This is a genomic window from Pseudomonas sp. Sample_21 (assembly GCF_004307525.1).
In the GTDB taxonomy this organism is placed as follows: Bacteria; Pseudomonadota; Gammaproteobacteria; order Pseudomonadales; family Pseudomonadaceae; genus Aquipseudomonas; species Aquipseudomonas atacamensis.
Window position 1 is genome coordinate 161,348 of record NZ_RCNZ01000059.1, and the last position, 26,909, is coordinate 188,256.

Sequence of the window (26,909 nt, forward strand, 5' to 3'; positions counted from 1 at the left end):
TCGACGCCAGTGGTACTGCGCCGCGCAACTGCCAAGGATGCACAACGCATGGAGCGCTTCTTCCGCCAGTTCGACGAAGTGTCGTTCTGCGAATGGCAGGACGCCAAATGCCTGCGCGGCGTGTTGATCCAGAAAACCACCACGGCGTACCTGGCTTTCGATGTCGAGGGCGAGATCGTCGGCGCGGTGCTCGGCGGCATGCTCGGCAGTCGCGGCACGATCAACCATCTGGCCGTGAGCCCGCGTTACCGCAGCCAGGGCGTTGGCCAGCGTTTGGTCGAAGCAGCGTCGTCCGACATGAAACGGGTCGGGGTGCTGCGGATGTTTCTGTTCGTCGACGATGCTAACCTCGCGGGCAAGCGATTCTGGGCTGCCCAGGGTTTTTGCGAGCCTCACGGCGAACGAACATTTGAGAGGGATCTATGAATGAAAGGTCCGGCAGCGCGCCGCTGATGGCGACACATCAGCCGTCGCGCACGTTTGCCGAAGCCAGCCCGGTGGTCGCCGGGTATTTCACCGTGTCGTTTGTCTTCGGGCTGATGGCGGTCAACGCCGGCCTGCCGATGTGGCTGCCAGTGGCGATGTGCTTGTTCGTCTATGCCGGCGCATCGCAATTCGCCGCGCTGGCGCTGATCTCCAGCGGTGCGTCGCTGACCACCATTGTGCTGACCACTTTCCTGATCAATGCGCGGCACATGCTGATGTCGGTGTACATGGCCAAAGCCCTGCGTGCATTGGGCTTGAGCCGCATGGAGCGTTGGGCTTACGCCGGTGGCCTGACGGATGAATCCTTCGCCTTTCACAGCGTCAAGCTCGGTACAGGCGCACCGGTCAACGTGCGTTACCTGATCGGTTTCAATCTGTTCTGCCACACCTCGTGGGTGCTCGGCGGTTTGCTCGGTGCGGTCTGCGCGCAGTACGCGGCGCACTTGATCAAATATCAGCTCGATTACGCGCTGACGGCGATGATGCTCTACGTGCTGGTCTCGCTGTGCAACACGCGCAACAAATTGATTGCGGCCGCTGCTGCCGTGGTCTGCATGGGCGCGCTGAGCCTGATCGGCAGTTCGCCCTTCAACGTATTTATCGCCACGTTCGTGGGCTGCGGAGTGGGTGTATGCCTGACCAAACGTTCCTGATTCTGGTGGTGGTGCTGATGATGGCGGTGACCTTCCTGCCGCGCGCCTTGCCGCTGCAGATCAACACCGAACACTGGCCGCCGTTCGTGGCGCGCGCACTGGAATATCTGCCGGTGGCGATCGTCGCTGCGATCAGCCTCACGCCCCTGTTGATCAAGGACCGGCAGATCCAGCTCGATCGCCCGGAATTCTATGCCGCGATTCCGACGTTGCTATGTGCGTATTTCAGCAAAAACCTCTTTCTCAGTGTGGCGGTGGGGACGGCTGCGTACATTGCGCTCGGCTCGTTCATGTAGCGGCAGGTCAACGACGTCGTTCAGCGCCTGGTGGGACAACTCCGGATTGTTTACCGCCAGGCGCACTTCGAGGAAATCCTCGAAACCGGGAAAAATCGTCAGTCCGTTCTTCTGTGCCGCTTCACGCGAGACCATGCCGACCGCATCCATCTGCGTGATCAACGACAGCGTCAGGGTTTCGCTGCAGGAATAGACCATGCGCTGGCCGTTCTCGTGATTGCCCAGCCCGGCGTCGAGAAACCGCAAGAAGCTGTGGGAATACGGACAATCTTCCGCAGGACGCACCTGAAACTTGTTGCCCAGCAACGTCAGCGGATCGTTTTCCTGGCCGCAATGCGCACCGACCACCTGCACCTGCACATCCGGCAGGACGATGCTCGGCAGCCCCGGCCGCTGCGGGCCGATCAGCACGGCAAGGTCGAAATCTTCGTTCTTCAGCTTGCTGAGGTTTTCCATCGACTCGGCGTAGCTGAACTCCATCTGATAATCGGGAAACACCTCGATCAGGCGTCCGATCATGCGTCGGTTGAAATCAGGCGACAGGGTGTTGTTCAACGCCACCTTCAACGTCCGCTGCCCTGGCACCTTCAGCGCTTCGACCTTTTCTTCCATCTGTCGCGTGGCGATCAACACTTTGTCGATGTAGGGCGTGAGCTCCGTGCCTTGCGGCGTCAGCGTCAGGCCTTTGTTGGAACGGCGAAACAAGCGGAAACCGAACTGCTCTTCGACCTTGTTCAACTGTGCGGCCAACGCCTGCACGGTCAGGCACGAATGCTCGGCTGCAGCCGACAACGAGCCGGTCTGCACGATGCGCATGAGGTTGCGTAAGGTTCTGCTATCCATGGGTAATGCCCTCTGAAGTGGGCTGGGTATTGTTGTGTACGAAACGACCGAAACGGCGCCATATGCCGGCTATATTCCTGCACCTGAGCATAGTTGTCGCGGATTTAGTAGCGAATTGATTTCCCCGCCGATGGCTGGAGGCTGACAGAGGATCGGGGTTTTTGGTGAAGTGGGGGTGATGAAGGTCAAAAAAGTGCGTGGTTTTGGTGCGCGGGGAGATTCTTTTCGAAGAGAAACAGCTTACATCTTCCTAGCTTTTTGCCTGCGTCATACGCAGATAGGTCACGGGTAAAGTAACGATTTAGCTGATAGCGCCCAACAGTCAAAGGAGTTGAAATGGATGTCTGGCATGCGAGCCATGGTAGTAGATAACCACCTATCAACTTCGCGTTGACCGACGAAGATCACTCCGAACACAATGCAGAGGTAGCGCTGATGTAGCTACAAAACCACGATGAGGTAATTGAAATGGCTGCACTACTGAAAACTACCGATGTGCGCTGCCGCATTGATGAGGATTTGAAAGCGCGTGCCACTGAAGTCTTGAACGCTTGCGGGCTGAGCATTAGTGACGCCATGCGACTTTTTCTGCGACAGGTTGTTGCTACTCAGGGGCTTCCCTTCGAGGTGCGAGTTCCATCGGAGAAGACGGCCCGCGCAATGATGGAAGCACGAGAAATCCGTCAGCGTTTCGACTCGATAGACGACATGCTGAGGAATGCTGATGGCGAAACAGGAGAAAACACAAAAACGCGCTGATCGACCTAAACAGTGTGCACAGACTTCTGAATTCAAGAAGTCTTGGGATCGTTACAACCGTGCCGGAAGGCGAGATATGAACGACGTTCGGAAGGTGATGGCAATGTTGTTCCTGGGGCAGCAGTTACCGGCAGAATATCTGGATCATGCGCTGACTGGAGATTGGTCTGGATTCCGCGAGTGTCATATCGGTGGCGATTTTCTGATGGTTTACGAGAACACACGTCCCGACCTGATCACGTTCGTGGATTTAGGGAGTCATTCAGAACTGTTTCAATAGCGCAGAAATACATAAGCCGGCTTAACTCCGGCTTCTGCGCATTTGATTGTTACGATTCGTTCGTTTGTGTATCAAAATACTAAAAAATTACAGTTATGTACTAGTCTTCAGCTAAGACAAAAATCAGGAGGCGTCTATGCCTACCTCATCCCCAGCTCTTACCCCATGCGAACAACTCGACGCCCCCGAAGCCGGCCGGGTTGCGCTGAAGTTCTTCTTCAGCCTCATGGAGCATTGGGGCTGTAGCGCCGAGCAACAACGCACCCTGCTCGGAGGAGTCGGCAACACCACGTTCTATAAATACAAACACCTGCCAAACATACGCCTGCCCCATGACACCCTCGAGCGCATCTCTTACCTGATGGGTATTCACAAGGCGTTGAGCATCATCTTCAGCAACAGCCGCGAGCGCGCCTACGATTGGGTCAGCAGCCCGAACACCGCGGCACCGTTCAATGGCAAAACCGCGCTGGATTACATGCTGGCGGGCCGGGTGGTCGATATCGCCGATGTGCGCCGCTACCTCGACGGAGTGCGCGGTTGAAAGCGCCGGCGCCGGTGGATGTGCCATGGCCGCGGGCGTATCGCATCGTCAACAGCAGCTTCCCGCCGATTGCACTGTTCGAAGACGTCCTCGACCCCGAGGACCTCGAAGTTGCCTACGCCATCGAAGCACTGACCAATGATCGGCTGGTCGAACAGGCCGGCGTCCTTGCCCGCGTACGTCCCGAAGATCGCCTGTCCGGCCCCGGTTCCAGCCCGGTGATGGCCGCGTTCACTCACGTCGGCAAACGCAGCCGTTTCAGTGACGGCACCTTCGGCGTCTATTACGCCGCCAGCAGCCAGGCTGCGGCGATCGCCGAAACCTGTTTTCATCAGGAACGTTTTCTCGCGGCGACCCGGGAAGCCGATCTCGAATTGACCATGCGTACTTACTTCAATCAGGTGATCAGGCCGCTGCATGATATTCGCCATGGCTTTGATCATCTGCATCAGCCTGATCCTGAAGCCTATGGCCCATCACAACTGTTCGCGCGACAACTGCGCGACGCCGAGTCGTGGGGCTTGCTCTATAACAGCGTGCGGTTGCCCGGGCATGAGTGCGTTGCGGCGTTTCGGCCGCCGGCGGTATCGATTCCGAAGCAGGGCAAGCATTTGCGCTATGTCTGGAGCGCAAGTGAGGGCAGAATTTCGTTTGTATTCGAGATCAGTCAGGTCTGAATTATCGCTTTGACTTCGTCGAGCGTTGTGACGGGAATGACGCTGGATGGAATTCGCGAAGAGGGCGACAAGTTGTAAACGGCAAATTTACTGTCGATGACTTTGTCGGACATGAGTTTCAGAGATGGAAGAATTCTGGAATGAAAATGCTGGTCCAGCCCGCACGGGGAGATAGAGCTTCCATCAGTCTCGTAAAAACGCCCGGCCGACTGGTTCATATCCGCTCCCACCAAAATCACCTTTGAAAAGCCTGCGTGATAGGCAAGTTGGAGTGCGAGATACAAGACTGTGCGGGCATCAAAAAAACCATGGGCCAGGTTTTTGCTGAACCCGATACTGCGGTTTCGGCTACCCAGAACAGCGCGATTACGTACCAGATCCTGGTTGTTGCGAAGTAGCCATTCAGTCAGGGTTGGTTTGGGCGCTTTCTTCAGAAGATAGAGATCACCTGTCGGTTCAACGGCGAGTTCCTGGGCCTGGCGAGCCCAGAGAGCTACTCGCTGACTGGTGCGCATTGCATAGGCAAACAGATCAGGCTGTTGTAGCGAAAAACTGGTGTCGGTGCATGCATAGAAGAACGGCTTTATGCCTGTTCCCGTGAACATGGATATCGCGCCGTTCACCGTGATCATCGGGATGTCGGCAAACTGTTCAATGGGAAAGTCCTTCGCGGAGTTACCCGACGCGATTATGAATACAGCGCCTCGAGCAATGTTTCGACAGTCAGAAAAGTCCCTGATTTGCGAACGTGCGGAGCCGTTTGGCGTTTCTGATGTTAAGTTCATCGATGGTCTCTTGGTCCATGTCATGCATTCAGTCCGTTGTGCTGACGTGATGAAGCGAGATGACTCTTCTATAGCGCCGCGCTTTGTAAGTGAGTGTTGCGCTCGGCGTTAGTTCCCGTTTGGCTGCTGGGCAGCCGAAGCGTTGGCCAAGAACGCTCCAGTGGCTGGCGGGTTATCTGGATAGATGCAGGAGGGAAGTCGGATATGTCCGCGCACCAAGGGGCTTGAGGAAGGCCGGCATGTTTTCGGCAGGCCTGAAATGCAAAAAGCCCTCGCATCAACGAGGGCTTCAAATGGCGGTTTACATCAATGCCTTGTCTGGTGGCGCATCCATTACTTTCACCACATCATCAACCAGTGCCTTGCTTGGCTCCTGCAGATACTGCGAGGCATAAGCGCGGACTTTGCAGGATTGGGAACAGGGGCGCAGGCAGCCGACGGGTGCAGCGCAGACTCTCTTGTGGGTCGCAAGTCGGCATCCGGAGGCGTTGCGGGATTTGCATCCTGCCTGATCCACATTTTGGACGTCTTGGCTGACTCAGAAACAACAAAGCCCCTGCATTTCTGCAGGGGCTTTGTTTTGTATGGTGCCGGCACCAGGAGTCGAACCCGGGACCTACTGATTACAAGTCAGTTGCTCTACCAACTGAGCTATACCGGCGTGTGGGCGACGATTATAGCGATTGGGTTGATCCTGTAAACCCCTGAATTCAGACTATTTTTGCATTCCGGAAAAATCAGGCCCTGCGCAAATTAATGCGTAGCTTTTGTACCTCAAGCGCAGTAAGGCATTTATGCAGGGCCTACGGTTGAGTCTGGGCTTTCGGGACCCTGCAGTTATTCACTCGGCCAGCCCAATATTCGTCGGTTATGTCCTTTTGGTTGGCAGCTTATGCACAACTGAGGGGCGCTAGGACTGCTTGGGCGAGGTTTTGTGAAGCCATTCTCATCTTGTTCGCAAATCCCTGTTTTACAGGTTTTTATTTATGTGAACAAAAAATGACCAGTGTTGTTAAGGCGACGAAACATGCGCAGATATTGGATCCACGGAAAATCCATCAACAGAGTTATCCACAGGCTGTAACGTTTTAAGCGCGTTCGGCGAGCAGCAGTAAGTTTCGCGGTGTGAGTGAGGCGTCGCAAAAGGTGCCGAGGCGTACGACGTATCCCTGTTCTGCGAGGAAAAGTGCCCGATCCAGATTCAGCCAAAGCTCCAGCGGTCGTCGGAACAAACCGCGGAGCAATTCCAGGTTGCGCACTTCGGCCAACCGCTGCCAACCGGCGGCTTCGAGTGTCGACCAGTCTGGCGAGCCGACTGTGGATAACTCCTTCAGCGCTGCCAGATCGAGACAATAGTCCGCAAACGGTTTATCCAGCCAGGCGCTGGGCAGGGAGGGCGTTGGCAGGTATTCATCGACGCCGCGCACTTGCCGTTGCAGCAGGTCGAAAGCCAGGCGACGAGCCATCGAGGTGTCGCGCTGACGTCGGACGCGCGCACCGGCGGTGACGGTTTCGCTCATCGGCAACGCCAGATCTTCCAGCGCCAGCTGTAGGAGCGATGCCGATCCTGCGCAGGACAAGGCCTGATATTCGTGACGACTGGTGCGGTTGTAGCAGCAGGGCGCGATCGCCATTTGCCGGCAACCTGCGGCACTGGCCAGTTGCATCAAGCGCACATGAAGATCACCGCACGCGTGGAGGGCGATGGGGGTGTGGGCGGCGTTCAATACGGCCGGGGCGTCTGCCGCGAGTACATCCTGTTCGACATGCAGGGCGTGCAAGTGATGACGCTGACTCAAAGCCTGACCGCTGGCGACCAGCACCGGATCGTATTCAACGCAAGTCAATTGTTGGCCGGCACCCAACAGGCGCCGTCCCAGATGCCCTTTGCCGGAGCACCAGTCCAGCCAATGCGTCGGCTGCGAGGCAAAGGACAAGCGACCGGCAAACGCCTCGATCTGCTGCCACTTGCGCCCAGGCACATCGACATTCAAGCGATGCCCGGCAGCTTCAAGCGCACGCCCCGGCAACTCACCGACCGCACTCAATTCTGCCGACAACTTCGCCAATGAAGCGAACGGCTCTGGCGCATCGACAAGATCAGCAGGATGGTTATGCGCGCGCTCTGCATCTTCCAGCGACCGCCCGCGTAGCCACGCAGACAACTTCGGGTAGGATGCTTCCCATGGAAGTTGTAGGTGAGTGAACGGCCGAGGTTTCCATAGCGCCTGATGCTTAATCAAAAAAGCATCCAGCGCGGTGAAGCGGGCGAGTAGGGCCTCGCCCGTCAGCACGTTGGAAGTATCAGCGGCCTTGGCAGGCATCGACGCGCAGCCAGCGTTCCAGCAGCTTGAAGCCGCGTACCAGCACGTAAGCCATGACCAGATAGAACACACCGGCGGCGAAGAAGATCTCAACCGGCAGATAAGTGCGGGCGATGATTGTGCGGGCCATTCCGGTCAGTTCCAGCAGGGTCACGGTGCTGGCCAGAGCGCTGGCCTTAAGCATCAGGATCACTTCGTTACTGTAGGCCGGCAGGCCGATGCGCGCGGCACGGGGCAGGATGATGTAGAACATCGCTTTGGGCCGGGACATGCCCAAGGCCCGCGCGGCTTCGATTTCACCGGGTGGAATTGCCTGAATGGCTCCACGCAGGATTTCGGCGATGTACGCCGCCGTATGCAGCGTCATGGTCACCGTTGCACACCAGAACGGATCGCGCAGGTACGGCCACAAAGCGCTTTCACGCACGGCGTCGAACTGCGCCAGACCGTAATAGACCAGGAACAGCTGCACCAGCAACGGCGTGCCGCGGAAAAAGAAGATGTAGGCGTAGGGCAGCGAACGCACGTACCAACGCTTCGAAGAGCGCGCGATGCCCAGCGGAATGGCGAGCAGCAGGCCGGCGATGACCGCGATGGCGACCAGTTCCAGCGTCAGGGTCGCGCCCTGTGCCAGTTTCGGCAGCCACTTGATGATGACCTCCCAGTTCATTGCGCGCTCCTCGCAAAGCCGCGAGCGGCGCGTTTTTCCAGGAAGTGCATGCCGGTCATCGCCAGCACCGTCAGGCCGAGGTACATGATTGCCGCGACCATATAGAAGGTGAACGGTTGTTTCGACACGGTCACACCAATCTGCGCGTGACGCATGATTTCCTCGAGACCGATCACTGAAACCAGCGCGGTGTCTTTCATCAGGATCATGAACAGGTTGCCCAGGCCTGGCAGGGCGATGCGCCACATCTGCGGCATGATCAACCGGGTGAAAATCCGCCACTTCGACAGGCCCAGGGCCTGGCCGGCTTCACGGTGGCCCTTGGGAATGGCCAGCAGGGCGCCACGAAACACTTCCGTGGCGTAGGCGCCGAAGCACAGACCCAGTGCGATCACACCGGCGGCAAAGGCGTTGAGTTGCAGGTCGGGGTTGCCGAAGTACTCACCGAGGGCGCGCATAAGGTTGACCGTACCGAAGTAGATCAACAGCACCCAGAGCAATTCGGGGACGCCGCGTACCAGCGTCGAATAAGTGCCGCCAAGCCATTGCAGCGGCTTGTACGGGGAAGTCTTGGCCAAGGCGCCGAGCAGGCCGAGCACCAGGCCCAGGCACAGGGCGGTGAGGGCCAGTTGGACGGTCATCAGCGCGCCAGCGGCGAGCGCCGGGCCGAATCCGTAGAGGTCGATAATCATGGGTTTCTGTTCAAATTGCGGCAGGCAAAGTCGGGAGCCGGTGCCGCTTGATCACGGCGCCGGTCCCACAGGTCAGATCAATAGATGCTGAACGGGAAGTACTTGTCGTTGATTTTCTTGTAGGTACCGTCAGCGACGATTTCCTTCAGCGCGGCGTTCAGCTTGTTGCGCAGTTCGTTGTCACCCTTGCGCACGGCGATGCCGATCTTGTCGCTTTCCACTACCGGGTCGCCCTTGAACTCGTAGTTCTTGCCGGCGTCGGTTTTCAGCCAGTCATAGTTGGCGTACTTGTCGGCGAGGATCGCGTCGACACGGCCGGAGGTCAGGTCGAGGTAGGCGTTTTCCTGGGTGTCGTAGAGGCTGACCTTGATGTCGTCGCCGTAGGTGTCTTCCAGCCAGGTGCCGGCCAGCGTTGCGCGCTGGGTACCGATGGTCTTGCCCTTGAGTGAGTCCTTGTCGGTTTTGAAGTCGACGTCTTTCGGCGCGATGAACTGCAATTTGTTCGAGTAGTACGGGTCGGTAAAGTCCACCGCGGCTTTGCGCTCTTCGGTGATCGACAGCGAGGAAATCAGGAAGTCGAACTTCTTCGCGTTCAGCGCCGGAATGATGCCGTCCCAGTCAGAGGTGACGACGGAGCATTCGGCTTTCATCTTCGCGCACAGGGCGTCGCCGATTTCCTTGTCGAAGCCGACCACCTGGCCGCTGGCGTCTTTATTGTTGAACGGCGGGTAGGCCGCTTCGATGCCCATCTTCAGGGTTTCAGCCATGGCACCGGCGCTGAATGCGAGGGTGACGGCGGCGGCCAGGAAGACCTTTTTGAAATTCTGCATGCATGTTGCTCCGTTAGCGGTTGCTGGACATGAATTGTTTGCAGCGCGCCGAAAGCGGGTTGTCGAACACCTGCTGTGGCGATCCTTGCTCTTCTATAAGGCCCTGATGAAGGAACACCACTTCGCTGGAGACCTGGCGGGCGAAGCCCATTTCGTGGGTCACGAGCAGCATGGTGCGGCCTTCTTCGGCCAATGCGCGGATGACACTAAGTACTTCCTGAACCATTTCCGGGTCAAGCGCGGAGGTCGGTTCGTCGAACAGGATCACTTTCGGCTGCATTGCCAGCGTGCGGGCGATGGCGGCGCGTTGTTGCTGACCACCGGACAATTGCGCCGGGTAGGCGTGGCGCTTGTCAGCGATGCCGACCTTGGCGAGCAACGCTTCGGCGACTTCGATGGCCTCGGCCTTGCTCTGGCCGAGCACGCGGCGCGGGGCCTCGATAACGTTGTCGAGCACGCTCATGTGCGGCCACAGATTAAAGTTTTGAAATACAAAACCAATCTCCGAGCGCAGGCGATTGATCTGCTTGCCGTCGGCGGCGACCAGTTCGCCGTTCTTCGCGGCCTTGAGCTTGAGTTCTTCACCGGCCACCAGGATCTGGCCCTGGTGCGGGTTTTCCAGCAGGTTGATGCAACGCAGGAACGTGGACTTGCCGGAACCGGAAGAGCCGAGGATCGAGATCACGTCGCCGTCGCGGGCGGTCAGCGAGATGCCTTTGAGCACCTCCAGCTGTCCGTAGCGTTTGTGCAAGTTGCGGATTTCCAGCGCGGGCGTGGCCTCAGCCATGTGCGTTCCTCATATATGTTGCGCTCCTGCTGTTGGCGGGCCTTCCTGGCGAGGCGGCCAAGCTAGCATAGCGTTTCAATGGCAGCCAACAGCGCTACGAGCGGTAAACGGGTGGCATGTGGCGGGTTGTCGCATCGGCGCAGCAGACTGTCGCCCCATCAACAACCGAACGGGTGTCTGATCGTGCAAACCCGTGGGTGCCGCGTAAAAAAAGGCGCGATGTTGCCAGCTTTGGCGGGGTGTTGGAAGCGCTATCCGGCCGAACGTTCCTTATTCGCCCTTTTTCTGTGCGCCGCACACTTTTTCTGTGTGTTTCTGGTGCGCGGATTCGTCTTGAAAGTGAGTCGCCAGGTAACGTTCTGGCGAATAGCCATTAAACTCAAGGACTTGCATCGGATGCCGGAGCCCCCGGCCCTCAAGGACTTGAAACATTTTGGCGCAAATATTGCGTGCAGAATAAGGAACAGGCCGTTGGATTCTTTTTACGAGAAAGAATTTTCAGGCGCGCCGGATGCACTCGCTTTCCTTGCAAAGGTAGTCTCTATGAGCAGTACCCCAAGCTCCACTGGCCTCGAACAGGGGCTCAAACCGCGTCATGTGACCATGTTGTCGATCGCCGGCGTGATCGGCGCCGGCCTGTTCGTCGGCTCCGGCCACGCCATTGCTGCCGCCGGCCCGGCCGTGCTGCTGGCTTACGCCGCCGCCGGTACGTTGGTGGTGTTGGTGATGCGCATGCTCGGCGAAATGGCCGTGGCTTCGCCGGACACCGGTTCGTTCTCGACTTACGCTGACCGCGCGATCGGTCACTGGGCCGGTTTCACCATCGGCTGGTTGTACTGGTGGTTCTGGGTCCTGGTGATTCCCCTGGAAGCCAACGCCGCCGCGACCATCCTGCATGCGTGGTTCCCGGGCGTGGACATCTGGGCTTTCGCGCTGGTCATCACCATGCTGCTGACCGTGACCAACCTGTTCAGCGTGAAGAATTACGGCGAGTTCGAGTTCTGGTTCGCCCTGATCAAGGTGCTGGCGATCATCGGCTTCATCGGCCTCGGCCTTGCAGCGATTTTCGGCTTCCTGCCGACCAGCCAGGTCAATGGCGTTTCGCATCTGTTCGACAGTGGCGGCTTCTTGCCCAACGGCATGGGCGCTGTGCTGGGCGCGATCCTGACCACCATGTTCTCGTTCATGGGCACCGAGATCGTCACCATCGCGGCGGCGGAATCGAAGGACCCAGGCAAGCAGATCTCCAAGGCGACCAACTCGGTGATCTGGCGGATCGGCCTGTTCTATCTGGTTTCGATTTTCATCGTGGTGGCGCTGGTGCCGTGGAACGATCCTACCCTGGCCAACCTCGGCTCCTATCAGACCGTACTTGAGCGCATGGGCATTCCCAACGCGAAGATGATCGTCGACATCGTCGTACTGGTGGCGGTGACCAGTTGCCTGAACTCGGCGCTGTACACCTCGTCGCGCATGCTGTTCTCCCTCGGCAAGCGCGGCGATGCCCCGGCCATGTCGACCCGCACCAACAAGAGCGGCACGCCTTACTGGGCGGTGATGCTGTCCACCGGCGCTGCGTTCCTCTGCACCTTTGCCAACTATGTGGCTCCGGCAGCGGTGTTTGAGTTCCTCCTGGCCAGCTCCGGCGCCATCGCCCTGCTGGTGTACCTGGTGATCGCCTTCTCGCAACTGCGCATGCGGAAACAGCGCATGGCGCGCGGCGAAAAAATCGTCTTCAGCATGTGGCTGTTCCCGGGTCTGACCTGGGCGGTGATCATCTTCATTGTCGCCGCGCTGACCATCATGCTGTTCCAGGAAGCCCACCGCGTGGAAATCCTCGCCACCGGTCTGCTGAGCCTTATGGTGGTAGCGGCTGGTCTGCTGGTGTCGCGCCGTCGCAAGCTGGAGAAGCGTGGTGCGGTGGTGTTGAACTGAGTCGTAACGCGTGATGTAAAAACGGCCGCTGTCAGGGATGACTAGCGGCCGTTTTTGTTTCTGAGCTTTCCAGTCAGGTTAAACCCAGTCCTCGATTCGCAAACCGGAAACGCGTTGAAACTCCCGTACGTTGTTCGTCACTACAATGAGTCCAAGTGAGCGTGCGTGGCCAGCGATCATTTGGTCGTATGGCCCGATCGGCGTTCCAGCCTTCGCGAGTTCAGATCGAACCATCCCGGCCTGTGCGGCTGCGTCGTTATCGAAAGGCAAGACATCCAGTCGCGCGACAAATCCTTCAACAATTGCCAGATTTTTCTCCGGGGCCGCCGACTTTTCAGCACCGTAAATAAGCTCCATAAGCGTGATAGCGCTGATGCACAACTGCCCGGAATGTCGATTGAAGGCTTCCCGGACAATTTGTGGTTTGTTCTTGATGGTGAAGATGCAGATATTTGTATCCAGCATGTACTTGATCATCAGAACGACTCGCGCTCCTGTTCAGTGGGTTGCTCACGGTTAGCCATGAAATCAGGGCTGACGCTGTCGCCATCAAACCAGCTATCCCAGCTTTCTCCAGCAGGCGTAATGACGCGTGTTCTGCCAATCGCGATGACTTCCACTCGTTTAACGTCGCTGGGCATCGCAACTGCCTTTGGCAGTCGGACTGCCTGACTTCTGTTGCTCATGAAAATTGTGGTCTGCTCCATATTCGAGCTCCCGGGTCTGTTCCTGTGATTAGCTCAGGATAGATCGTGCTGGGGATATGTCAATGGGATATACATCGTCACCGGACAAAGAGTAGCTAGGTCATCCAAACAAAAACGGCCGCTGTCAGGGATGACTAGCGGCCGTTTTTTGTTTCTGAGAAGGGCTTATTCGCTCTTGTCTTCCTGGGGCTCTACCGACTTGCCATAAGCATCCAGCGCCACGCCGAAATCCGTAATGAACTGCGGCTCGCTCAGCCAGGCCTGGGCCTGTTCGATGGTCATGCCGTCGGCCCACATGCGGTAGTCGATCAGCATGTCGGCGGCCAGGTGGGTGGCGGCCATGCCTTCGTTGTCGGCGTTTTCCATGTCGAGCAGTTCAGGATGGTCGACGATGATGAAGGCCAGTTCGCGCAGCAGGGTCAGCAGCATTTCGTTGCGGCTGACGGCTTCGGCGTCGCGCATTTTGCTGAACATCGCCAGGGTGTATTCCGGGATCGGCTCGGCGAGGTGGCCGAGATCTTCGTCCTGATCCAGCGGTTTGCGCCCGACCATGCGGATCTGCTTGGCTTTGGCCTTGGCGCGTTTGGCGCGTTTCTGTTGCTTGTTCAGGGATGCCATGGGAGCTCAGTTCTTCTGTTGGGTTTGTGCAGCGATCGCGTCGGATGCCGCTACATAGTCAGCCTGGAATGCCGGGGATTCGATCCACGCCAGCGCGCCGGCCTCGTCGGTTTCCTGCGACCACTGGCGATACTCGATCAGCGCGGCGAGGATGAAATCCATCGCGCCTTCTTCACCTTCCTGCTCATAGACCAGTTCCAGCAGCGGATCTTCAAGGAACGCGGTGCACATGGCCTGTTGGCTGATCTTCTGGGCGTCGATCATTTTCTTGAACAGCTCGGTCAGGTCCACCGATTCGAAATCGATGCGGTCGTCGTTCGGGTCCAGCTCGACCGGCGCTTCGGCACGCTTGGTGCGGTTCTGCTTGGCCTTGGCTTTGGCCCGGGTGGCGCGTTTTTGCTGCTTGTTGGCGGAGGCCATGATGTGTTCCGTCGTGCGTTGAGAGGGGCTCAGCTGCGTGGCACTTGTCGGCCGGGTGTATCGGCGGCCAGTGCGCCGGTCTGCAGCCAGGTCAGAGCAATGGGCCATAGTGTGGCTTGGTATGCGCTGCGAAAAAAGCCGAAATGTCCGACTTGTCGTTCGCCGATGTCCTGCGGCGCAATGCGCAGATGGGTTTTTGCCGCGTTGCTGAAGTAGCCGAGCAGGCGTTCGATCGCCGGGATCGTTCCGTAAGGATCATCGCTGAGGCTGATGGCGAGGGTCTGCGCGCGGACGCCATCGAAGGGCAGGGCGCCCGCCTTTTTCATCAGTGCGCGACCGCTTGGGCGTTGCTCGTAACGTGCGGTGGGCGTGCTCCAGTCGCGGACTACGGCGGTTGGCGTGTCCTCCAGCCAACCTAGCCGTTTGCCGGGGAAATAGCCGCAGAGCAGCGCCATCAAAGGCATGACTACATGCCACTTGCCGAACATCCGCCAGCGCTGTTCAGGGGCGTAATCGCGCCAATAAGCGAACTGCGCACCGACGGTTACCAACCGTCGGATCACTTTGCCCGACTCCGCCAAGCCCGCCGCGCAACCACCGAAGCTGTGGCCAACCACATCGATTGGCTGACCGGGAAACTCCTGCTGCGCGCGTTTGAGCATCGCTTCGAAATCCAGCGCGCCCCAGTCAGTCCACGAAGCGCGCAGCCCTTTGATCGACTCGCTGCGTGATTCGCCAATGCCCCGGTAATCGTAGGTCATCACATCGCAGCCATGGCTGAACAGGTAGGCCGCGAACCGTGAATAGTGCCGACAGCGCACCGAGGTGGCGGCGTTGATGATGACCACCGGGCGCTGAGGATCGGGCGAACTGTGGCGCCAGGTGAAGCCGCCGAGTGCGTAGCCGTCGTCGGCAGTTTCCTTGAAGGACGTGCCTTCAGATGCAGTCAAAACTGGTTGGCTCAACTCTGCGTCTTCCAACTCGAATGGGGGCTTGCTGCCCATGGCGCTTGACCTCGGCGGTTAGGTGCCAACCATAGTCGCCGCGCTGATCAAGAACAATCCGGCCGGTTCATTCACTGGATTGAATGAGCATGCGTTCTTCGATCAATGCCTGTTCGCGGTTGAGTTCAGCACGTAACTCTTCTTCGCTCGGCAGTATCGTCTTGTAGCTGCTGGCGAACAGTTGCTCATTGCCTTTGAGCATGGAATAGCGCGCCACCGAGTCATTGCTTTCCGCGCTCAGAATGATACCGACGGTTGGCTTGTCACCTTCGCTGCGCTTGAGCTCGTCGTACATGCGCACATACATGTCCATCTGCCCGACATCGCGGGCGCTGAGCTTGCCGCGTTTCAGGTCGATGATCACGAAGCACTTGAGCAGGTAGTTGTAGAACACCAGATCGATATAGAGGTCGACGCCGTCAGTGCTGATGCGTTGTTGGCGGGCGACAAAGGAAAAGCCTTTGCCAAGTTCAAGCAGAAAGCTTTGCAAGTGGTCGATGAGTGCTTGTTCGAGTCCGCTTTCCCTGACTTTGCCTGCCGAGGGCAGGCCGAGGAATTCGAGCATGACCGGATCGCGAATGAATTCCCGCGGATTGCATTTCATCGCGTCGATGTTGGTCGTGGCTTCCTCGACCACCTCGGCTTTGTCCTGACTCATCAGCAGGCGCTCGTAGTAGAGCGTCAGGATCTGACGATCAAGGGCGCGGCTTGACCAGTTGAGGTCGGCGCATTCGTTCATGTACCACAGGCGCGCTTTCTCGCTTTCGACGCGTAGCAGGCGGCGGTAGTGGGTCCAGCTCAATTCGGGACGCAGTGCGTCTCGAATTGGAAATTTTTGATAAAACAGGCGCATCTTCCACAAATTGGTTTCATCAAACCCTTTCCCGAATTGCCCGGTCAGATCCTTAGCCAGTAGGCCAATCAATTTTTTCCCATATCCCGCACGTTGCGCTCCCTGTTGTTCAAACTCGACGATATGCCGGCCGATTTGCCAACAGGTCTGCACCTGGATCGTATCGACCGCGCGCAGCACTTTTTGCCGCGCCTGGCGAATCAGCTCGCCCAGTTCGTCCAGCAGTGAATCGATTTTATGGTCTTGCGTATCAGCAGGTTTGAGCTGGCTCATCGGGTCTTCCGCATTCTGGAAACAGAGACGCAAGCATGCCGGGGAAGGCGGCGCAGGTATGTCGGGCGAACCTGCGAGTTCGGAAGGAAGGGCTGGACAGGCGTTGCAGGACTTTGCCACCGGAAGGCGCGTAACAGGGTAAATGTCCGTAGTCCATTTCGTACTTTTGCCCAGTCAATCGCCGCAGAGTTGGCGGCGCTGCGGTGAGCGATCTGGTGTTGCGCTGGAATGAAAGGAACAGCAGGTAAGAGGCTGCTTCAAAAAAGCGCCCCAGTTGCATCATCGCGAGCGCTTGCCCTTCGGCCTCTGCTCACGCATCCGCCCTTTGCGATAAATCCACAGCCCGAACACACCGATGGCCAACATGAACGCGGTCCAGAAGCTCTGCCACATGAACTCGAACCAGTATCGCCGAGGTTGCAGTGCCAAGGTGTAGGTGCTGCGCGGTCCGCGATTGTTGGTGGTGATGGAACCGCTGACCCAGCTCTCGATAAGCATGTAGATCGACAGACACACGGCAAAGGCGATCAGCACTCCCACGAGCACCGTCAGCCAGAATGTCCAGCGGCTCGGGCGATACGGCGGAGGATGCGGCAAGCGAATACGGGTTCTTTTCTGATTCATAAGCGAGGCTCGCGTGAGCCGGTCAGGAAACTGCCGGCTCTTGCAATTGTTCAGTCGGCATCTGCCGCAGGCTCGTCGGGCGTGCGGCAAGATGGGCGCATTCAGCGATCACCTTGAGAATGCCGATCACCGCCGGCGTCAGCGCAGTGCCGAGGCAGATGCGCACGCCGGTGGAAGCCTGGCCGTCGGCGAAAAAGATGCCGCTGCCAGCCACGTGGCAACCACGCTCCGTGGCCAATTGCTGCAGGGTCGGCATGTCGGTGTGTGCCGGCATTTCGATCCAGTGGATGAAGCCGCCGCGCGGTGGGACGTAGAGAGTGCCGGTCGGGAAATCCGTGCGCACCAGCGCTTCGACAAAACTCGCCAGCGAAGAGAGTTGCGACCTCAATCTGGCGCAGTGCTCGTCCATGTAGCCACGGCCGATGAATTCATTGAGAACATTTTGCGCCAGGCTGGAAACGGCCAGGTTGCGCGAAAACATCTGCGCGAGGATGGCATTGCGGTATTTGCCGGCCAGACACCAGCCGACGCGATAACCCGGCGCAATGGTTTTCGAAAAGGACGAACAGTAGATCGTCTGGCCGCTGCTGTCGTAGCTCTTGAGGGCGCGCGGCCGATCAGCTTCGGGCACCAGGTCGAAGAAGATGTCGTCTTCGATGATCGGCACATCCGCTTCCCGGGCGATCCTTGAAAGTCGCGCACGCGCTTCGTCGGGCATGATGAAGCCACGCGGATTCTGCAGCGTCGGGTTGAGAAAGATCACTGCGACTTTTTTCTGTTTCAGCGCTTCCTCCAGATGATCGACATCCAGGCCCGTGCGGCCGTGGGTGCGGATCGGCAAGGCGCGCATGCCCAAGCGTTCGATGGTCTGCAGGATGCCGTAATAAGTCGGGGTTTCGATGGCGACTGTAGCGCCTTTCGACGCGACGGCTTCGAGGGCCAGTTCCAGAGCGATGGTGTCGCCCGAGGTAACCAGAATGTCGTCCGGCCCGCAGACTACGCCGCGGGTCAGCATCAGCCCGGCGATGCGCCGTCGCAGCGCTGGCAGGCCGGGTGGCGCGACCAGACCGCTCAGCGCGTTGTCGGTCCTGGCGGCCAGCACCGAGAGGCATTTGTTGAGCAACACGTTGGGCGTGAGATCGCTGTGCAGAACCGCCGAATTCAGCGATGCAGTGGTGCGCGACGCTGCTTCGGAGAGCATCGCGACCACCGCATGATTGACGTTGACGGTGACACTGGAGAAATCGAAAGCGCCGGACGGTTTTGCCCGCCCTGACGCCGAGACGAAGTAGCCGACGCGCGGCACCGTCGTCACGTAGGCGTCGGCCTCGAGATCGGCCAGCGCCCGCTGCACCGTGGTGATGCTGGTCTCGAACATCCGCGCCAGAACGCGGATTGACGGCAGTTTCGCTTCGGCCGCCAGGTCACCGCTGTCGATCTGGCGAATAATCCAGTCCTTGACTATCCGCCAGCGCTTGTCCGGCAAATCAAACCTGTCCATAAGTTCTCTGTGATGATTCGAAACAATTCACAGAAAGTAGAGCAAAACGATCCCCGTTGCAGCAACTATGACGATGTTCAGCGCCACCAGACCGAAGGCGAAGCGGATCAGGCTGTTTTCTTCCTGGCGGTTGGCACCGGCAAGTCCGGTGATCAATGACAGGATCGACAGCGAGCCAAGTGCGCCATGGCCGGCGGCGCTGTTGACCATTGCCGCCAGCCACGCCCCGTGTTCGCTGCTCAGCGCGGCAATGGACGGCATCACCAGCGTGTTGCCGCCGACGTTGGAACCGGTGACATAACCGGCAATCCCCGCCAGCAGGGCGATCGTCGGCGCCAGCGAAAGACCCGACATGGATTGCAATGCGCTTTGCGCCTCGACGAGGAATCCGGCGTTGACCATCACCTGGGAGAGCAGCAGGAACAGGAAGATTGTCGTGACCGGAAACTTCGCCCGGTTGAACAGCGCTTGCCACGGGAAGCCGCCGCCCGCGGTTTGCCTGAACGCCATCAGCACGGTCACGATCAGCAGCGCCAGCCCTGGAGACGCCAGCGGCTTCCATGAAACGTGTTCGCCCCTGACAACCCACAGGCCATCCCAGCCCGACAGCACGAACAGTCCGCGCGACGCCACAATCACTCCCAGCAAGGCCAGATAAGGCCATGCCGCGCTCGGCCAGCGCACCAGTTTTTTCCGTTGCGCCCAGGAGATGCCCAGGCCAACGCAAGCCACGGCCAGCCCGGCCAGCACACCGGAAACTTCCGGGCCGAGCCACAGGTTGACGCCAAACAGTACGGCAACGAACAGGGCAGTCACGACAAACAGCCCCAGCCACGCTGTCATCTTGCGGATGCCGGCCTGCCACAAGGCCAGCGACGCCAGGCAGAGGAACACTGGCGCGCTGATCAGCGCCGAATGGCTGCCGAGGGTTTGCGCCGGCAAATGCGCCAGCAGGGCACCGATCACCGTTGCCAGACCCAGTGTGCCCCACGGCATGATGACCATGCCGGCGAGGGCAATTTTCATCCCCGATTGGCGAGTGAAAAGCCCCATCAGCAGCGGCACCGTGGCGATCAGCGAAACGCCGAAGCCGGTCATCGCTTCCAGCAGCGGCGCCAGGCCCAGCACGATGAAAATCACCTGCGCCGGGGGTGTCCAGCCGAGTTCCTTGACCCATGCGCCGATGGCCTGCGGTGCACCGCCGCGCTCGACCAGAATGACGAAGGCCAGCCCCGGGACGATTACGCACGCGGTGCTGAGAAACAGGATCGTGGTGTCTTGAAAAATCGCCGAGGAGATCGCCGCCGACACCGGCCCGGCAGCGCCCAGCGCCCACAGCACCAGCACCAGCACGACACCGGCCAGCGCCGCCTGTACCGGCGGACGCCGGAGGATCAGAATCAGCGCGATCACCAGCGCGATCGGTGACATTTGCAGCAAGAGAGAGCTCATAGCGGTTTCCTTGGCTTAATCGTGCGTCTGTCCGCTGTACTCGGTCGCCCGCATGGACGCGCGCTGGCAGAACGTCTGATACCACTCGCTCAGGCGTGCCTGCGCCGAGAAGTCCGAGAGTTGACGGAAAGCGATCCAGTCCAGCGCTGTCGCCAAGGCGATGTGGCCGACGGTGATCGGGCCATTGAGGTCGACGTGCTCTTCGATGAAGCGATACGCCTCCTTGAGTTTGTAGGCCTGGCCGTCCGCGTACGCCGGATAGCGCAAAGCCTCGGGACGCCGCTCGACTTCCCAGCGCAGCTTGATGCCGACGTCGCACATGCCCTGCGCCAATGCCTGCAGGCGCAGCGCCTTGTAGCGCTCGGGGCCGCTGGCCGGGATGAATTTTCCACCACCGCTCAGGTCATCGAGGTATTCGCAAATCACGATTGAATCGAACAGTGCGCTGTCGTCCGGCAGCATCAGCACCGGCACTTTACCCAAAGGGTTGGCCTGGTAAATGGTCGCGTTCGGTGAAGTCGGGCTGGTCTCGTGATGTATCACCTCAAGGCTCGATGCGATGCCAAGTTCGTGAGCCAGCACCAGTACCTTGCGGGCGTACGGCGAATGCGTCTGATAGTAGAGTTTCATGCGCGAGTTCCTGTCTCAAGGATGGCGGTGGCGACTCGATGGGCGTCCATGAACAGCCGCGAAGGTGCGCCCGCCGAGGTGACGTAGTGGTTGTAATAACAGGAACCTTCAGCGAGCGGACCCAACACCCAGATGTCGCGCACCGTTTCGCCGCTGTTCGACTTGGGGTTGGACGCCGCGTCGACATCGATGCCGTCGATGCCCGGCACATCGGTGCGCGGACGCACAAGGCCCAGGCGCGCTAGGTCGCGCACAGGTGCACAGTCGCTGTGGCTGACGCCGCTGCTCTGGACGTAACCGGCGACTCGCTTGAAGTGTTCGATAGCCGGGCGTGAGCCGGGCTTGAGGAAGGTCAGCAGGCCGGCATCACACAGCGCGAGCAGATCGGCGTGGCGCTCCTTCTGCGGGCCGGCGACCAGACGATTGATCGCCTTGTGCCAGCGGCCATAGAACTGCCGATGCGAATCTTCGGTGAGCCCGTCGAAATCCACCGCTTCACGCAGCCGGTCACGCAAGTCGCGCCAGACTTCGATGGCGGCTTTGATCGGCGACGCGCCTCGCCCCAGGCGTGCTTCATGCAAGTCGGCTTCGAGGGTGTCGTAAATCCATGCGTGATAGTTGTAAGGCGTCACGCTGTCGGGCAGTGCGTGGCAGATCAGCTCCAGCGGATTGATTGCCCCGGCAATCGCTTCGAACTTGCGCAGCAAAGCTTCGCAGGCGACAACACCTGCTGGGCCGGCAACGCTGACGGTTCTGAGCTGCTCAAGCAGCTGTTGTGGCGCTGAGGGTTTATGCAGAACGGCGACCGCAGCGGCACGCATCTCCAGCAGCATCAGCGGCAGAATGTCCCGTTCGAAATCCAGCCGACGGTTATGCGCGTTGCCCCGCAACGATTCGATGCGCTCGCTCGTGAGCAGCACGGCGCTATGGCGGGGGCAGCCGATCAAGCCATTGGGACGCGTGCGAAACGGCAGCCCGTCCCGCGACTGAATGAAGATCACCGGCTCCTGACCCGACGGCTGGTAAGTGTGACTGCCATCGGCCATGGGTTTGTAGATCCCGCCTCTGCCAGCCGTCAGCGCCGCCAGGGTGTCCATGGCGCCCAGGCCCAGCCCTTCGATCAACACCGTTTCGCCGGGCTCGACGGTGATGAGGCTGCCCGGCAGCGGGTAAACGTTGTCGACCCGGTTCTGCCCCGCCAGGCGCAGGCGTCCGGTGTGGCCAACGGTCAGCACCAGACGATCCACCGTCACCGCAGCGCCGTCGGCGGTTAGCAGAAGGTATTGCTGATTCTCGTTGCGCTCGACCGCCGTGACCTGATGCCGATGCAGATTGACCGTTACCCAGGCGGGGGCGGTCGTGAGGATCCGCGTGAAGGCGTCGGCCAGATAAGCGCCGAGCAGGTGCCGTGGCAGAAAATCCTCCGGCTCGACGTCGCGACCGTCGGCGGCGAGCAGGCCGCTGTCGGGGTCAACCTTGACGCGCCGTGCTCGGCACCACGCGAGAAAGTCCGGCCCTGGCCGTTCCCGGGCGTCGGTCAGATCACCGAACGCTGCTGCGTCGGGAAATACCCCGAGCTGACCGGCGACGGTGTTGAGCAACAGGTAGTCCGGTTGATCGGGCCAGTGCGCGCCGCTGCCGAGCACGTTGGGCTCGAAGATGTCGATGAACACCGGTTGTTCCGGGCGTTCCTCGGCGCGGCTCAACAGGCGCTCGAATATCGACAATCCGCGCGAACCGCAGCCGACCAAGCCGATGTGTACAGGGGCCTTCACCATCTGCGCTCCTCGCCAAAAAATGACGGGATGACAATTGCCGTACCGGCCGCCACCGCAATGTCGTGGATCATCCGGCCAATCGCGAGATCGAGAATGCCCATGCCGAATGGCGAATAGATCAGCGGTTTGTCCTGGGCGACATGCAGGTCACCGCGAATCAGCTGCGCCACTGTGCCGGTGACAAAGTCGCGATGGCCATATTGCTGCTCGGCCAGATGCGGTGAGGTATTGGCCTTCAGGCAATGGGTGATGTCGTCGAAGTAGTTGTAACTTTCCTCGATGATTTCGGCGCCGATATCCCGCAGCGAGATGTTCAGAACAATCTGCCCCGGGCGGAACGTGCCCTGGCCTTTTACGTACGGCTCGCCCGCGCTGGTGGCGAACACCACGATGTCGGCAGTCAGTGCTTCTTCGAGCGACAGCAGGCGTACATCCGGCAGGCCCAGTTGTTCACCAAATTCCGCGAGGGCTTGCGCCGATTCCGCGTTGAGATCGTGAATGCCCACGCTGTCGAAGGACCAGTCGTCGGCGACGAAAGTCTCGAGGATATTTCTTGAGATTACCCCGCCACCAATGATCGACAGTGTCGCCGCGTGGCGATTCTGGCCATTCAGCCACCAGGCACCCAATACCGCCGACGCCGCCGTGCGCACGGCGCTGATCAGTGCACCTTCGAGCAGGGCGTAGGGATAACCGGTCTGCGGGTCGTTGAGAATCAGCACGGCAGATGCGCGCGGAATGCCTGACTTGATGTTGTCGGGATAACTGGCAATCCACTTGATTCCGGAGACGGATTGATCGCCCTCGCTGTCGACGATGGCCGCCGGCAGCGCAATGATCCGGTTCGCCGGTTGCGCAGGGAAACGCAGGAAATAACTGTCGGGGTTAACGGTTTCGCCACGCTCGTGGGTCAGGTAGGTCTGCGCCACCATGTCGATGGTTGCATGCCGCAGCCCGTTGAGGATGTCTTTGACGACAGCGCCGGGGATGACGTGGAACGGCTGGATCGGATTCTGTGTGGTCATGAGAATTACGCCGAGAGTGCCAGAGCGATTTCAGGGAAGAGGGGCTGCAGTGCGGTTGCGCCGATCCGCTGGGTGACCCAGTCGTCGGAATAGATGGTTTCGAGATAGCGCTCACCCATGTCGGGGGAGATCGCCACCACGACATCGTCGGGCCGGATATGCGGCGCCCACTGGCGGATGCCGGCGAGCACAGTGCCGGTGGAGCCGCCGAAGAGCAGGCCGTAGCGTTGCGCCAGCCAACGGCAGACCTTGATCGTCTGTTCCTCGGGAATCGACAGGAAGTCGTGAATGCCCGACGACTCGAATATCTCCGGCAGGCGGCTGGTGCCGAGCCCCGGAATATGGCGCGTACCGCCCGGCAGGCCGAACGTCACCGAGCCGACGGTATCGACGGCAATGACTTTGGTCTGCGGATGATGTTCGGCGAAGTAGTTCTTGCAGCCCATCAGCGTGCCGGTGGTACCCGCGCCGACGAACAGGTAATCCACCTGGGGAAACTTGCGCGCGATGGACCTGGCAGTCGCTTGATAGTGGGCGAGGGGGTTGGTCGGATTCTTGTACTGGTTGAGCCAGATGTAGTCGGCGTTGTCAGCGACCAGTTGCTCGATCAGACGAATCCGCGAATTCAGATATCCGCCGTTCTCGTCGCGTTGATCGACCATGAGCATTTGCGCGCCCAGGGCTTGAATCAGCTTGCGGTTCGGCGCGGAAATATTCGGGTCGATTACGCAAACGAACTGGTAACCCTTGGCGGCGCAGACCATGGCCAGCGCAACGCCCAGATTCCCCGACGAGGATTCGATAAGGCGGGTCTTGTGGTTGATCAGTCCGCGGACTTCAAGATCAGTGATCAGCGCGTGCGCGGTCTTCAGCTTGATGGAGCCGGCAGGATTCAGTCCTTCGATTTTCAGCTGGATCGTTGCGCTGCAAAGATCGCCGATCTGCACATAACTGTCTTCATTGATAAGTTGCTTGATCATACGTCGTCCGTTTCGCTCTTTTGCCGGGCGCACGGGGGCGCCAGCATTCATCCTGGAATGTTTGAAAAGCACTAACTGCAGTTCGCCTGTGGGTTGGGTTCAGATTTTTCGCTGGACAGGAAGTGACCTTGCGGGCGACGCCGATCGATTCAAAAAATCAGGTTTTGCGCTCTGAGGGCTACAGGAGTCCAGAGTGTTGCGGGGCGCAAAGTAGAGCCAGTCATTGGCTCGCCAAGGCTTGCTTGAAGTATTGGCGAAACGCCATTTGCGCGGAGAGATACAGATTTCTGGTTTTTTCCAGTACAGATGGAATCCAGATGTATCGAAGGGGGAAGTGAGGAGGGAGATCAAATCGCAGGCATAAAAAAACCCTGAATCTTGCGATTCAGGGTTTTCGGTATTTGGTGCCCAGAGACGGAATCGAACCGCCGACGCGGGGCTGGATATCTGCGCGTCCGCCTGGGTAGTGCCCTCGGGGAGAGTTGGGAGGGCGAGTGTACCAGAGGCGATAGGGCTAACCGTGCGGTAGCACGAACTTAGCGTCCAATGTATGAAGTAGCTCGAAAGTGTTCATGTAAGGAACGTCAAAGTGCTTGCAGACATTGGGGATAATAAACTTCCGCTTCGCTTCCAAATTCAAAACTTCGTGAGTCACAACTGTAGCTCCTGTGCACATTGCTTTGGCGATGAGCCAGGGGTCTGCACCGGACAGAAACTCCTCCAGCGCGCCTGCCTTCATTTTGGGTGCCAGCTCGGCCAAATGCGTAGCAACCGCAATGTACGCTGCCTGTGTGTGTTCATCGCTAATATCATGAAAAAAATTGGTATTTTCAGCCGTCCACTTCGCTAATTCGTCGTTGCCTTTAGCGATCTCCTCCTTGACGGATGTAATGCTTGCCAAAGCCATTGCTTGGTTTTGCAAAAGCAACCATTGCCAAAAGGCGGGGCAGAACGTCATACCCTAGTAGCGATTCTTCGCTTCTATTAAGGTGTTCGCGTCGAGTAGATGATTCATTCCGTGAGCTTACTGGCAAGAGTCCTTAATTTGGCCGGCTGCACGCCAAGGATGATTCCTGCGTCGCGCAAGAGCAGTCGGCCGCTCAATGCTTCGTTTAAAACAGCTCTACTTAGGCGAGCACTGTTCTTTGCAGTGGTATTTCTGTAGTAGTCGCCCATGCCACCTTCCTTGTCCCGAAACTCCTTCAGAACACGTCGATAATAAGCACTGTACTGAGGCTGAGTAAGGTACCCGAGGTCAAGTGCTCGACGGCCCACAGCCAGCTTGCTCAGGTGGAAGCGTGTAGATAGTGGTGCGAGGTTTTCTTCCCAGTTGATTTGGGTATCCCACGCTGCGCGGAACAGGTCCTCTGGGGCTAGGAATTCCCCCGCTACTGCGTTGCAGAATCGCTCTTCTTCTCGGCCTGCAGCAGTATTTCCGTCAGAAACACCACTACTTCCAATCCATATATGAGCGAGCTCGTGCATCAGGGTAAAGAGGCGCGCAGTTGGCGCGTCGGCACTGTTGATAAAGACAACAGGAGCGAAGGCGTTGCTAATAGCAAAACCGCGAAACTCATCGACCTCTAATTTACGGTGAGTGTTCCCAAGGGCGATGCCGCTGCGCATTACCAGCACACCTACATCCTCGGCGGCCAGGATGAGTGCACGGCTATATTTTTCGTAGTCAAGGCGTGCGACGTAGGGGTCAACTCCCAGCGTTGCTCGCATGTCAGCCGCAACATCTTTTACCGAGGATCGGGACGTAAATCGGCCAACAAAAGGCAACTCTTCGCGTCCTTGGTCGTGAAGATGCTCGAGATACCAATCTTGCTTGCGTATTGCATCTTTTACGGTGTCCAGGAGATTGAGGCTGGGCTGTTCGGGGGCTATGCCTCGTACCGTTCTTAGGTCTGGTAGAGGAAGCTCCTCTGCTGGCGGTTTTGGCAAAAACAGAAAGCCAAAAGGGATATGAGCAAGACTTGCCCACTTTTGAGCCTGCAAGAACGTAGGCCTCGCCTTTCCTGCTTCCCATCTTTCAACGCGTTCAGGTTTGACGGGAAGTTTTCGGGCGACCTGTTCAGTCGATAGACCAGCGCGTTCCCGGGACCACGTGAGAATGGTCGGATTTACCAAAGCTGCCTGAGTCATGGCATTACAAACGGATAGAAGAGGTCAATGACTGCATTGATTGCAGGAATGTTTGGCCGAACTCGATCACTGCTATGTGGCATTAGCCTTTCTCCTTGGCTCAGCTCAGAGCGCCCATTAGGGTGGTGAACTTTACGTTATTTTTAAAGCGGTGCGTTCGTCAATTGATGGATGGTTGCAAGCTGTTCCATGCGTTTGACTCAAAGATTTCTGAGGTCATGTTACAAACTGTAGTCCGTCTCGTATCTCCCGTTACCCGGACTGGATCAATGGCTTAGCGCTGCTGGCTCACCGTGGTTGTACCAGGCGAGGTAAGCCCAATGCATTGGCCTGCA

At 58.7% G+C, this 26,909-nt stretch carries 30 protein-coding genes, 1 tRNA gene and 1 pseudogene; 9 read left to right on the top strand and 23 right to left on the bottom strand.

The genetic code is table 11. The features are described 5' to 3' along the window. Positions 1 to 48 precede the first annotated feature (48 nt). Genes D8U71_RS08840 through D8U71_RS08850 form a run of 3 tightly spaced genes read left to right on the top strand, consistent with a single transcriptional unit; the run spans position 49 to position 1,435 of the window. Complete coding sequence (locus D8U71_RS08840) at positions 49 to 426, top strand: GNAT family N-acetyltransferase (RefSeq protein ID WP_130887682.1); 378 nt, start codon at positions 49 to 51, stop codon at positions 424 to 426. Beyond that, the gene (locus D8U71_RS08845) at positions 423 to 1,139 is read left to right on the top strand and encodes an AzlC family ABC transporter permease (RefSeq protein WP_016772152.1); all 717 of its coding nucleotides are present in this window, start codon (positions 423 to 425) and stop codon (positions 1,137 to 1,139) included. Before D8U71_RS08840 ends, D8U71_RS08845 begins: the two co-directional genes overlap by 4 nt. Further along, a complete protein-coding gene (locus D8U71_RS08850) occupies positions 1,118 to 1,435 on the top strand; it encodes an AzlD domain-containing protein (protein ID WP_024011198.1) in 318 nt (105 codons plus the stop codon). The genes D8U71_RS08845 and D8U71_RS08850 overlap by 22 nt, the downstream gene beginning before the upstream one ends. Here the strand turns inward: D8U71_RS08850 and D8U71_RS08855 are convergent. Continuing rightward, complete coding sequence (locus tag D8U71_RS08855) at positions 1,352 to 2,278, bottom strand: LysR family transcriptional regulator (RefSeq protein ID WP_016772151.1); 927 nt, start codon at positions 2,276 to 2,278, stop codon at positions 1,352 to 1,354. The genes D8U71_RS08850 and D8U71_RS08855 overlap by 84 nt on opposite strands. 468 nt (positions 2,279 to 2,746) lie before the next feature. Here D8U71_RS08855 and D8U71_RS08860 point away from each other — a divergent pair, with 468 nt between their 5' ends. From D8U71_RS08860 to D8U71_RS08875, 4 genes are all read left to right on the top strand, one after another. Continuing rightward, positions 2,747 to 3,037: a type II toxin-antitoxin system RelB/DinJ family antitoxin gene (locus D8U71_RS08860; protein WP_125917396.1), complete on the top strand. Its 291-nt coding sequence runs from the start codon at positions 2,747 to 2,749 to the stop codon at positions 3,035 to 3,037. After that, a complete protein-coding gene (locus tag D8U71_RS08865; protein WP_122611117.1) occupies positions 3,003 to 3,317 on the top strand; it encodes a type II toxin-antitoxin system YafQ family toxin in 315 nt (104 codons plus the stop codon). The genes D8U71_RS08860 and D8U71_RS08865 overlap by 35 nt, the downstream gene beginning before the upstream one ends. Positions 3,318 to 3,453: 136 nt before the next feature. After that, positions 3,454 to 3,861 carry an MbcA/ParS/Xre antitoxin family protein gene (locus D8U71_RS08870; RefSeq protein ID WP_125925811.1) on the top strand — a complete coding sequence of 136 codons (408 nt, stop codon included), beginning with the start codon at positions 3,454 to 3,456 and terminating at the stop codon, positions 3,859 to 3,861. Beyond that, positions 3,858 to 4,538 carry an RES family NAD+ phosphorylase gene (locus D8U71_RS08875; RefSeq protein ID WP_110644796.1) on the top strand — a complete coding sequence of 227 codons (681 nt, stop codon included), beginning with the start codon at positions 3,858 to 3,860 and terminating at the stop codon, positions 4,536 to 4,538. Before D8U71_RS08870 ends, D8U71_RS08875 begins: the two co-directional genes overlap by 4 nt. Here the strand turns inward: D8U71_RS08875 and D8U71_RS08880 are convergent. Further along, positions 4,529 to 5,323: a lipopolysaccharide biosynthesis protein gene (locus D8U71_RS08880; RefSeq protein WP_125925886.1), complete on the bottom strand. Its 795-nt coding sequence runs from the start codon at positions 5,321 to 5,323 to the stop codon at positions 4,529 to 4,531. The two genes, D8U71_RS08875 and D8U71_RS08880, sit on opposite strands and share 10 nt — an antisense overlap. Positions 5,324 to 5,721: 398 nt before the next feature. On the opposite strand from D8U71_RS08880, the pseudogene D8U71_RS28600 reads away from it, so the two are divergent. Continuing rightward, positions 5,722 to 5,835, top strand: a pseudogene (locus tag D8U71_RS28600) (transcriptional regulator); the annotation flags it as partial. 73 nt (positions 5,836 to 5,908) lie between these two features. Here the strand turns inward: D8U71_RS28600 and D8U71_RS08895 are convergent. The 6 genes from D8U71_RS08895 to D8U71_RS08920 form a co-directional block, all read right to left on the bottom strand. Next, a tRNA-Thr gene (locus D8U71_RS08895) sits at positions 5,909 to 5,984 on the bottom strand. Between the two features lie 427 nt (positions 5,985 to 6,411). Next, positions 6,412 to 7,647: a methyltransferase gene (locus D8U71_RS08900; protein WP_130887620.1), complete on the bottom strand. Its 1,236-nt coding sequence runs from the start codon at positions 7,645 to 7,647 to the stop codon at positions 6,412 to 6,414. After that, a complete protein-coding gene (locus D8U71_RS08905; RefSeq protein WP_016772145.1) occupies positions 7,628 to 8,317 on the bottom strand; it encodes an ABC transporter permease in 690 nt (229 codons plus the stop codon). The genes D8U71_RS08900 and D8U71_RS08905 overlap by 20 nt, the downstream gene beginning before the upstream one ends. Beyond that, on the bottom strand, positions 8,314 to 9,009 hold the full coding sequence (locus D8U71_RS08910; protein ID WP_041477511.1) for an ABC transporter permease: 696 nt from the start codon (positions 9,007 to 9,009) through the stop codon (positions 8,314 to 8,316). Before D8U71_RS08910 ends, D8U71_RS08905 begins: the two co-directional genes overlap by 4 nt. 77 nt (positions 9,010 to 9,086) lie before the next feature. After that, entirely contained in the window at positions 9,087 to 9,839 is a 753-nt protein-coding gene (locus D8U71_RS08915) for an ABC transporter substrate-binding protein (RefSeq protein ID WP_130887621.1), read from the bottom strand. A 13-nt stretch (positions 9,840 to 9,852) separates the two neighbouring features. After that, positions 9,853 to 10,626: an ABC transporter ATP-binding protein gene (locus tag D8U71_RS08920; protein WP_024011209.1), complete on the bottom strand. Its 774-nt coding sequence runs from the start codon at positions 10,624 to 10,626 to the stop codon at positions 9,853 to 9,855. A 543-nt stretch (positions 10,627 to 11,169) separates the two neighbouring features. Between D8U71_RS08920 and gabP the strand changes: the two genes are divergently transcribed. Beyond that, complete coding sequence (gene gabP / locus D8U71_RS08925; RefSeq protein ID WP_130887622.1) at positions 11,170 to 12,561, top strand: GABA permease; 1,392 nt, start codon at positions 11,170 to 11,172, stop codon at positions 12,559 to 12,561. 78 nt (positions 12,562 to 12,639) lie between these two features. Here the strand turns inward: gabP and vapC are convergent, their stop codons facing one another. The 15 genes from vapC to D8U71_RS08995 all read right to left on the bottom strand — a co-directional run bounded on the left by vapC (position 12,640) and on the right by D8U71_RS08995 (position 26,574). Beyond that, a complete protein-coding gene (vapC, locus tag D8U71_RS08930; protein ID WP_016772140.1) occupies positions 12,640 to 13,038 on the bottom strand; it encodes a tRNA(fMet)-specific endonuclease VapC in 399 nt (132 codons plus the stop codon). Next, a complete protein-coding gene (vapB, locus tag D8U71_RS08935; RefSeq protein WP_071174095.1) occupies positions 13,038 to 13,268 on the bottom strand; it encodes a type II toxin-antitoxin system VapB family antitoxin in 231 nt (76 codons plus the stop codon). Before vapB ends, vapC begins: the two co-directional genes overlap by 1 nt. A 165-nt stretch (positions 13,269 to 13,433) precedes the next feature. Next, the gene (locus D8U71_RS08940; RefSeq protein ID WP_016772138.1) at positions 13,434 to 13,886 is read right to left on the bottom strand and encodes a hypothetical protein; all 453 of its coding nucleotides are present in this window, start codon (positions 13,884 to 13,886) and stop codon (positions 13,434 to 13,436) included. Positions 13,887 to 13,892: 6 nt separating this feature from the next. Next, on the bottom strand, positions 13,893 to 14,306 hold the full coding sequence (locus D8U71_RS08945) for a hypothetical protein (protein WP_125925799.1): 414 nt from the start codon (positions 14,304 to 14,306) through the stop codon (positions 13,893 to 13,895). A 29-nt stretch (positions 14,307 to 14,335) separates the two neighbouring features. Further along, positions 14,336 to 15,310, bottom strand: coding sequence for an alpha/beta fold hydrolase (locus tag D8U71_RS08950; protein WP_125925798.1), 975 nt, complete (start codon positions 15,308 to 15,310; stop codon positions 14,336 to 14,338). 67 nt (positions 15,311 to 15,377) lie between these two features. After that, complete coding sequence (locus tag D8U71_RS08955) at positions 15,378 to 16,436, bottom strand: PDDEXK nuclease domain-containing protein (protein WP_130887623.1); 1,059 nt, start codon at positions 16,434 to 16,436, stop codon at positions 15,378 to 15,380. 279 nt (positions 16,437 to 16,715) lie between these two features. Next, positions 16,716 to 17,060: a hypothetical protein gene (locus D8U71_RS08960; protein ID WP_125925797.1), complete on the bottom strand. Its 345-nt coding sequence runs from the start codon at positions 17,058 to 17,060 to the stop codon at positions 16,716 to 16,718. A gap of 22 nt (positions 17,061 to 17,082) precedes the next feature. After that, positions 17,083 to 18,561: a PLP-dependent aminotransferase family protein gene (locus tag D8U71_RS08965; protein ID WP_130887624.1), complete on the bottom strand. Its 1,479-nt coding sequence runs from the start codon at positions 18,559 to 18,561 to the stop codon at positions 17,083 to 17,085. Between the two features lie 27 nt (positions 18,562 to 18,588). Continuing rightward, positions 18,589 to 20,013: an L-lactate permease gene (locus tag D8U71_RS08970; protein ID WP_130887625.1), complete on the bottom strand. Its 1,425-nt coding sequence runs from the start codon at positions 20,011 to 20,013 to the stop codon at positions 18,589 to 18,591. A gap of 15 nt (positions 20,014 to 20,028) precedes the next feature. After that, positions 20,029 to 20,643 carry a glutathione S-transferase gene (locus D8U71_RS08975; RefSeq protein WP_071174102.1) on the bottom strand — a complete coding sequence of 205 codons (615 nt, stop codon included), beginning with the start codon at positions 20,641 to 20,643 and terminating at the stop codon, positions 20,029 to 20,031. After that, positions 20,640 to 22,421: an FAD/NAD(P)-binding domain-containing protein gene (locus tag D8U71_RS08980; RefSeq protein WP_130887626.1), complete on the bottom strand. Its 1,782-nt coding sequence runs from the start codon at positions 22,419 to 22,421 to the stop codon at positions 20,640 to 20,642. Before D8U71_RS08980 ends, D8U71_RS08975 begins: the two co-directional genes overlap by 4 nt. Beyond that, positions 22,415 to 23,446, bottom strand: a complete 1,032-nt coding sequence (gene sbnB / locus D8U71_RS28800; RefSeq protein WP_241663650.1) for a 2,3-diaminopropionate biosynthesis protein SbnB — start codon at positions 23,444 to 23,446, stop codon at positions 22,415 to 22,417. The genes D8U71_RS08980 and sbnB overlap by 7 nt, the downstream gene beginning before the upstream one ends. A 5-nt stretch (positions 23,447 to 23,451) precedes the next feature. After that, positions 23,452 to 24,426: a 2,3-diaminopropionate biosynthesis protein SbnA gene (gene sbnA, locus D8U71_RS28805; protein ID WP_083387082.1), complete on the bottom strand. Its 975-nt coding sequence runs from the start codon at positions 24,424 to 24,426 to the stop codon at positions 23,452 to 23,454. Positions 24,427 to 24,940: 514 nt separating this feature from the next. Continuing rightward, on the bottom strand, positions 24,941 to 25,384 hold the full coding sequence (locus D8U71_RS08990; protein WP_241664216.1) for a DUF4411 family protein: 444 nt from the start codon (positions 25,382 to 25,384) through the stop codon (positions 24,941 to 24,943). Between the two features lie 53 nt (positions 25,385 to 25,437). Next, positions 25,438 to 26,574 carry an ImmA/IrrE family metallo-endopeptidase gene (locus D8U71_RS08995; protein WP_130887627.1) on the bottom strand — a complete coding sequence of 379 codons (1,137 nt, stop codon included), beginning with the start codon at positions 26,572 to 26,574 and terminating at the stop codon, positions 25,438 to 25,440. Positions 26,575 to 26,909: the final 335 nt, after the last annotated feature.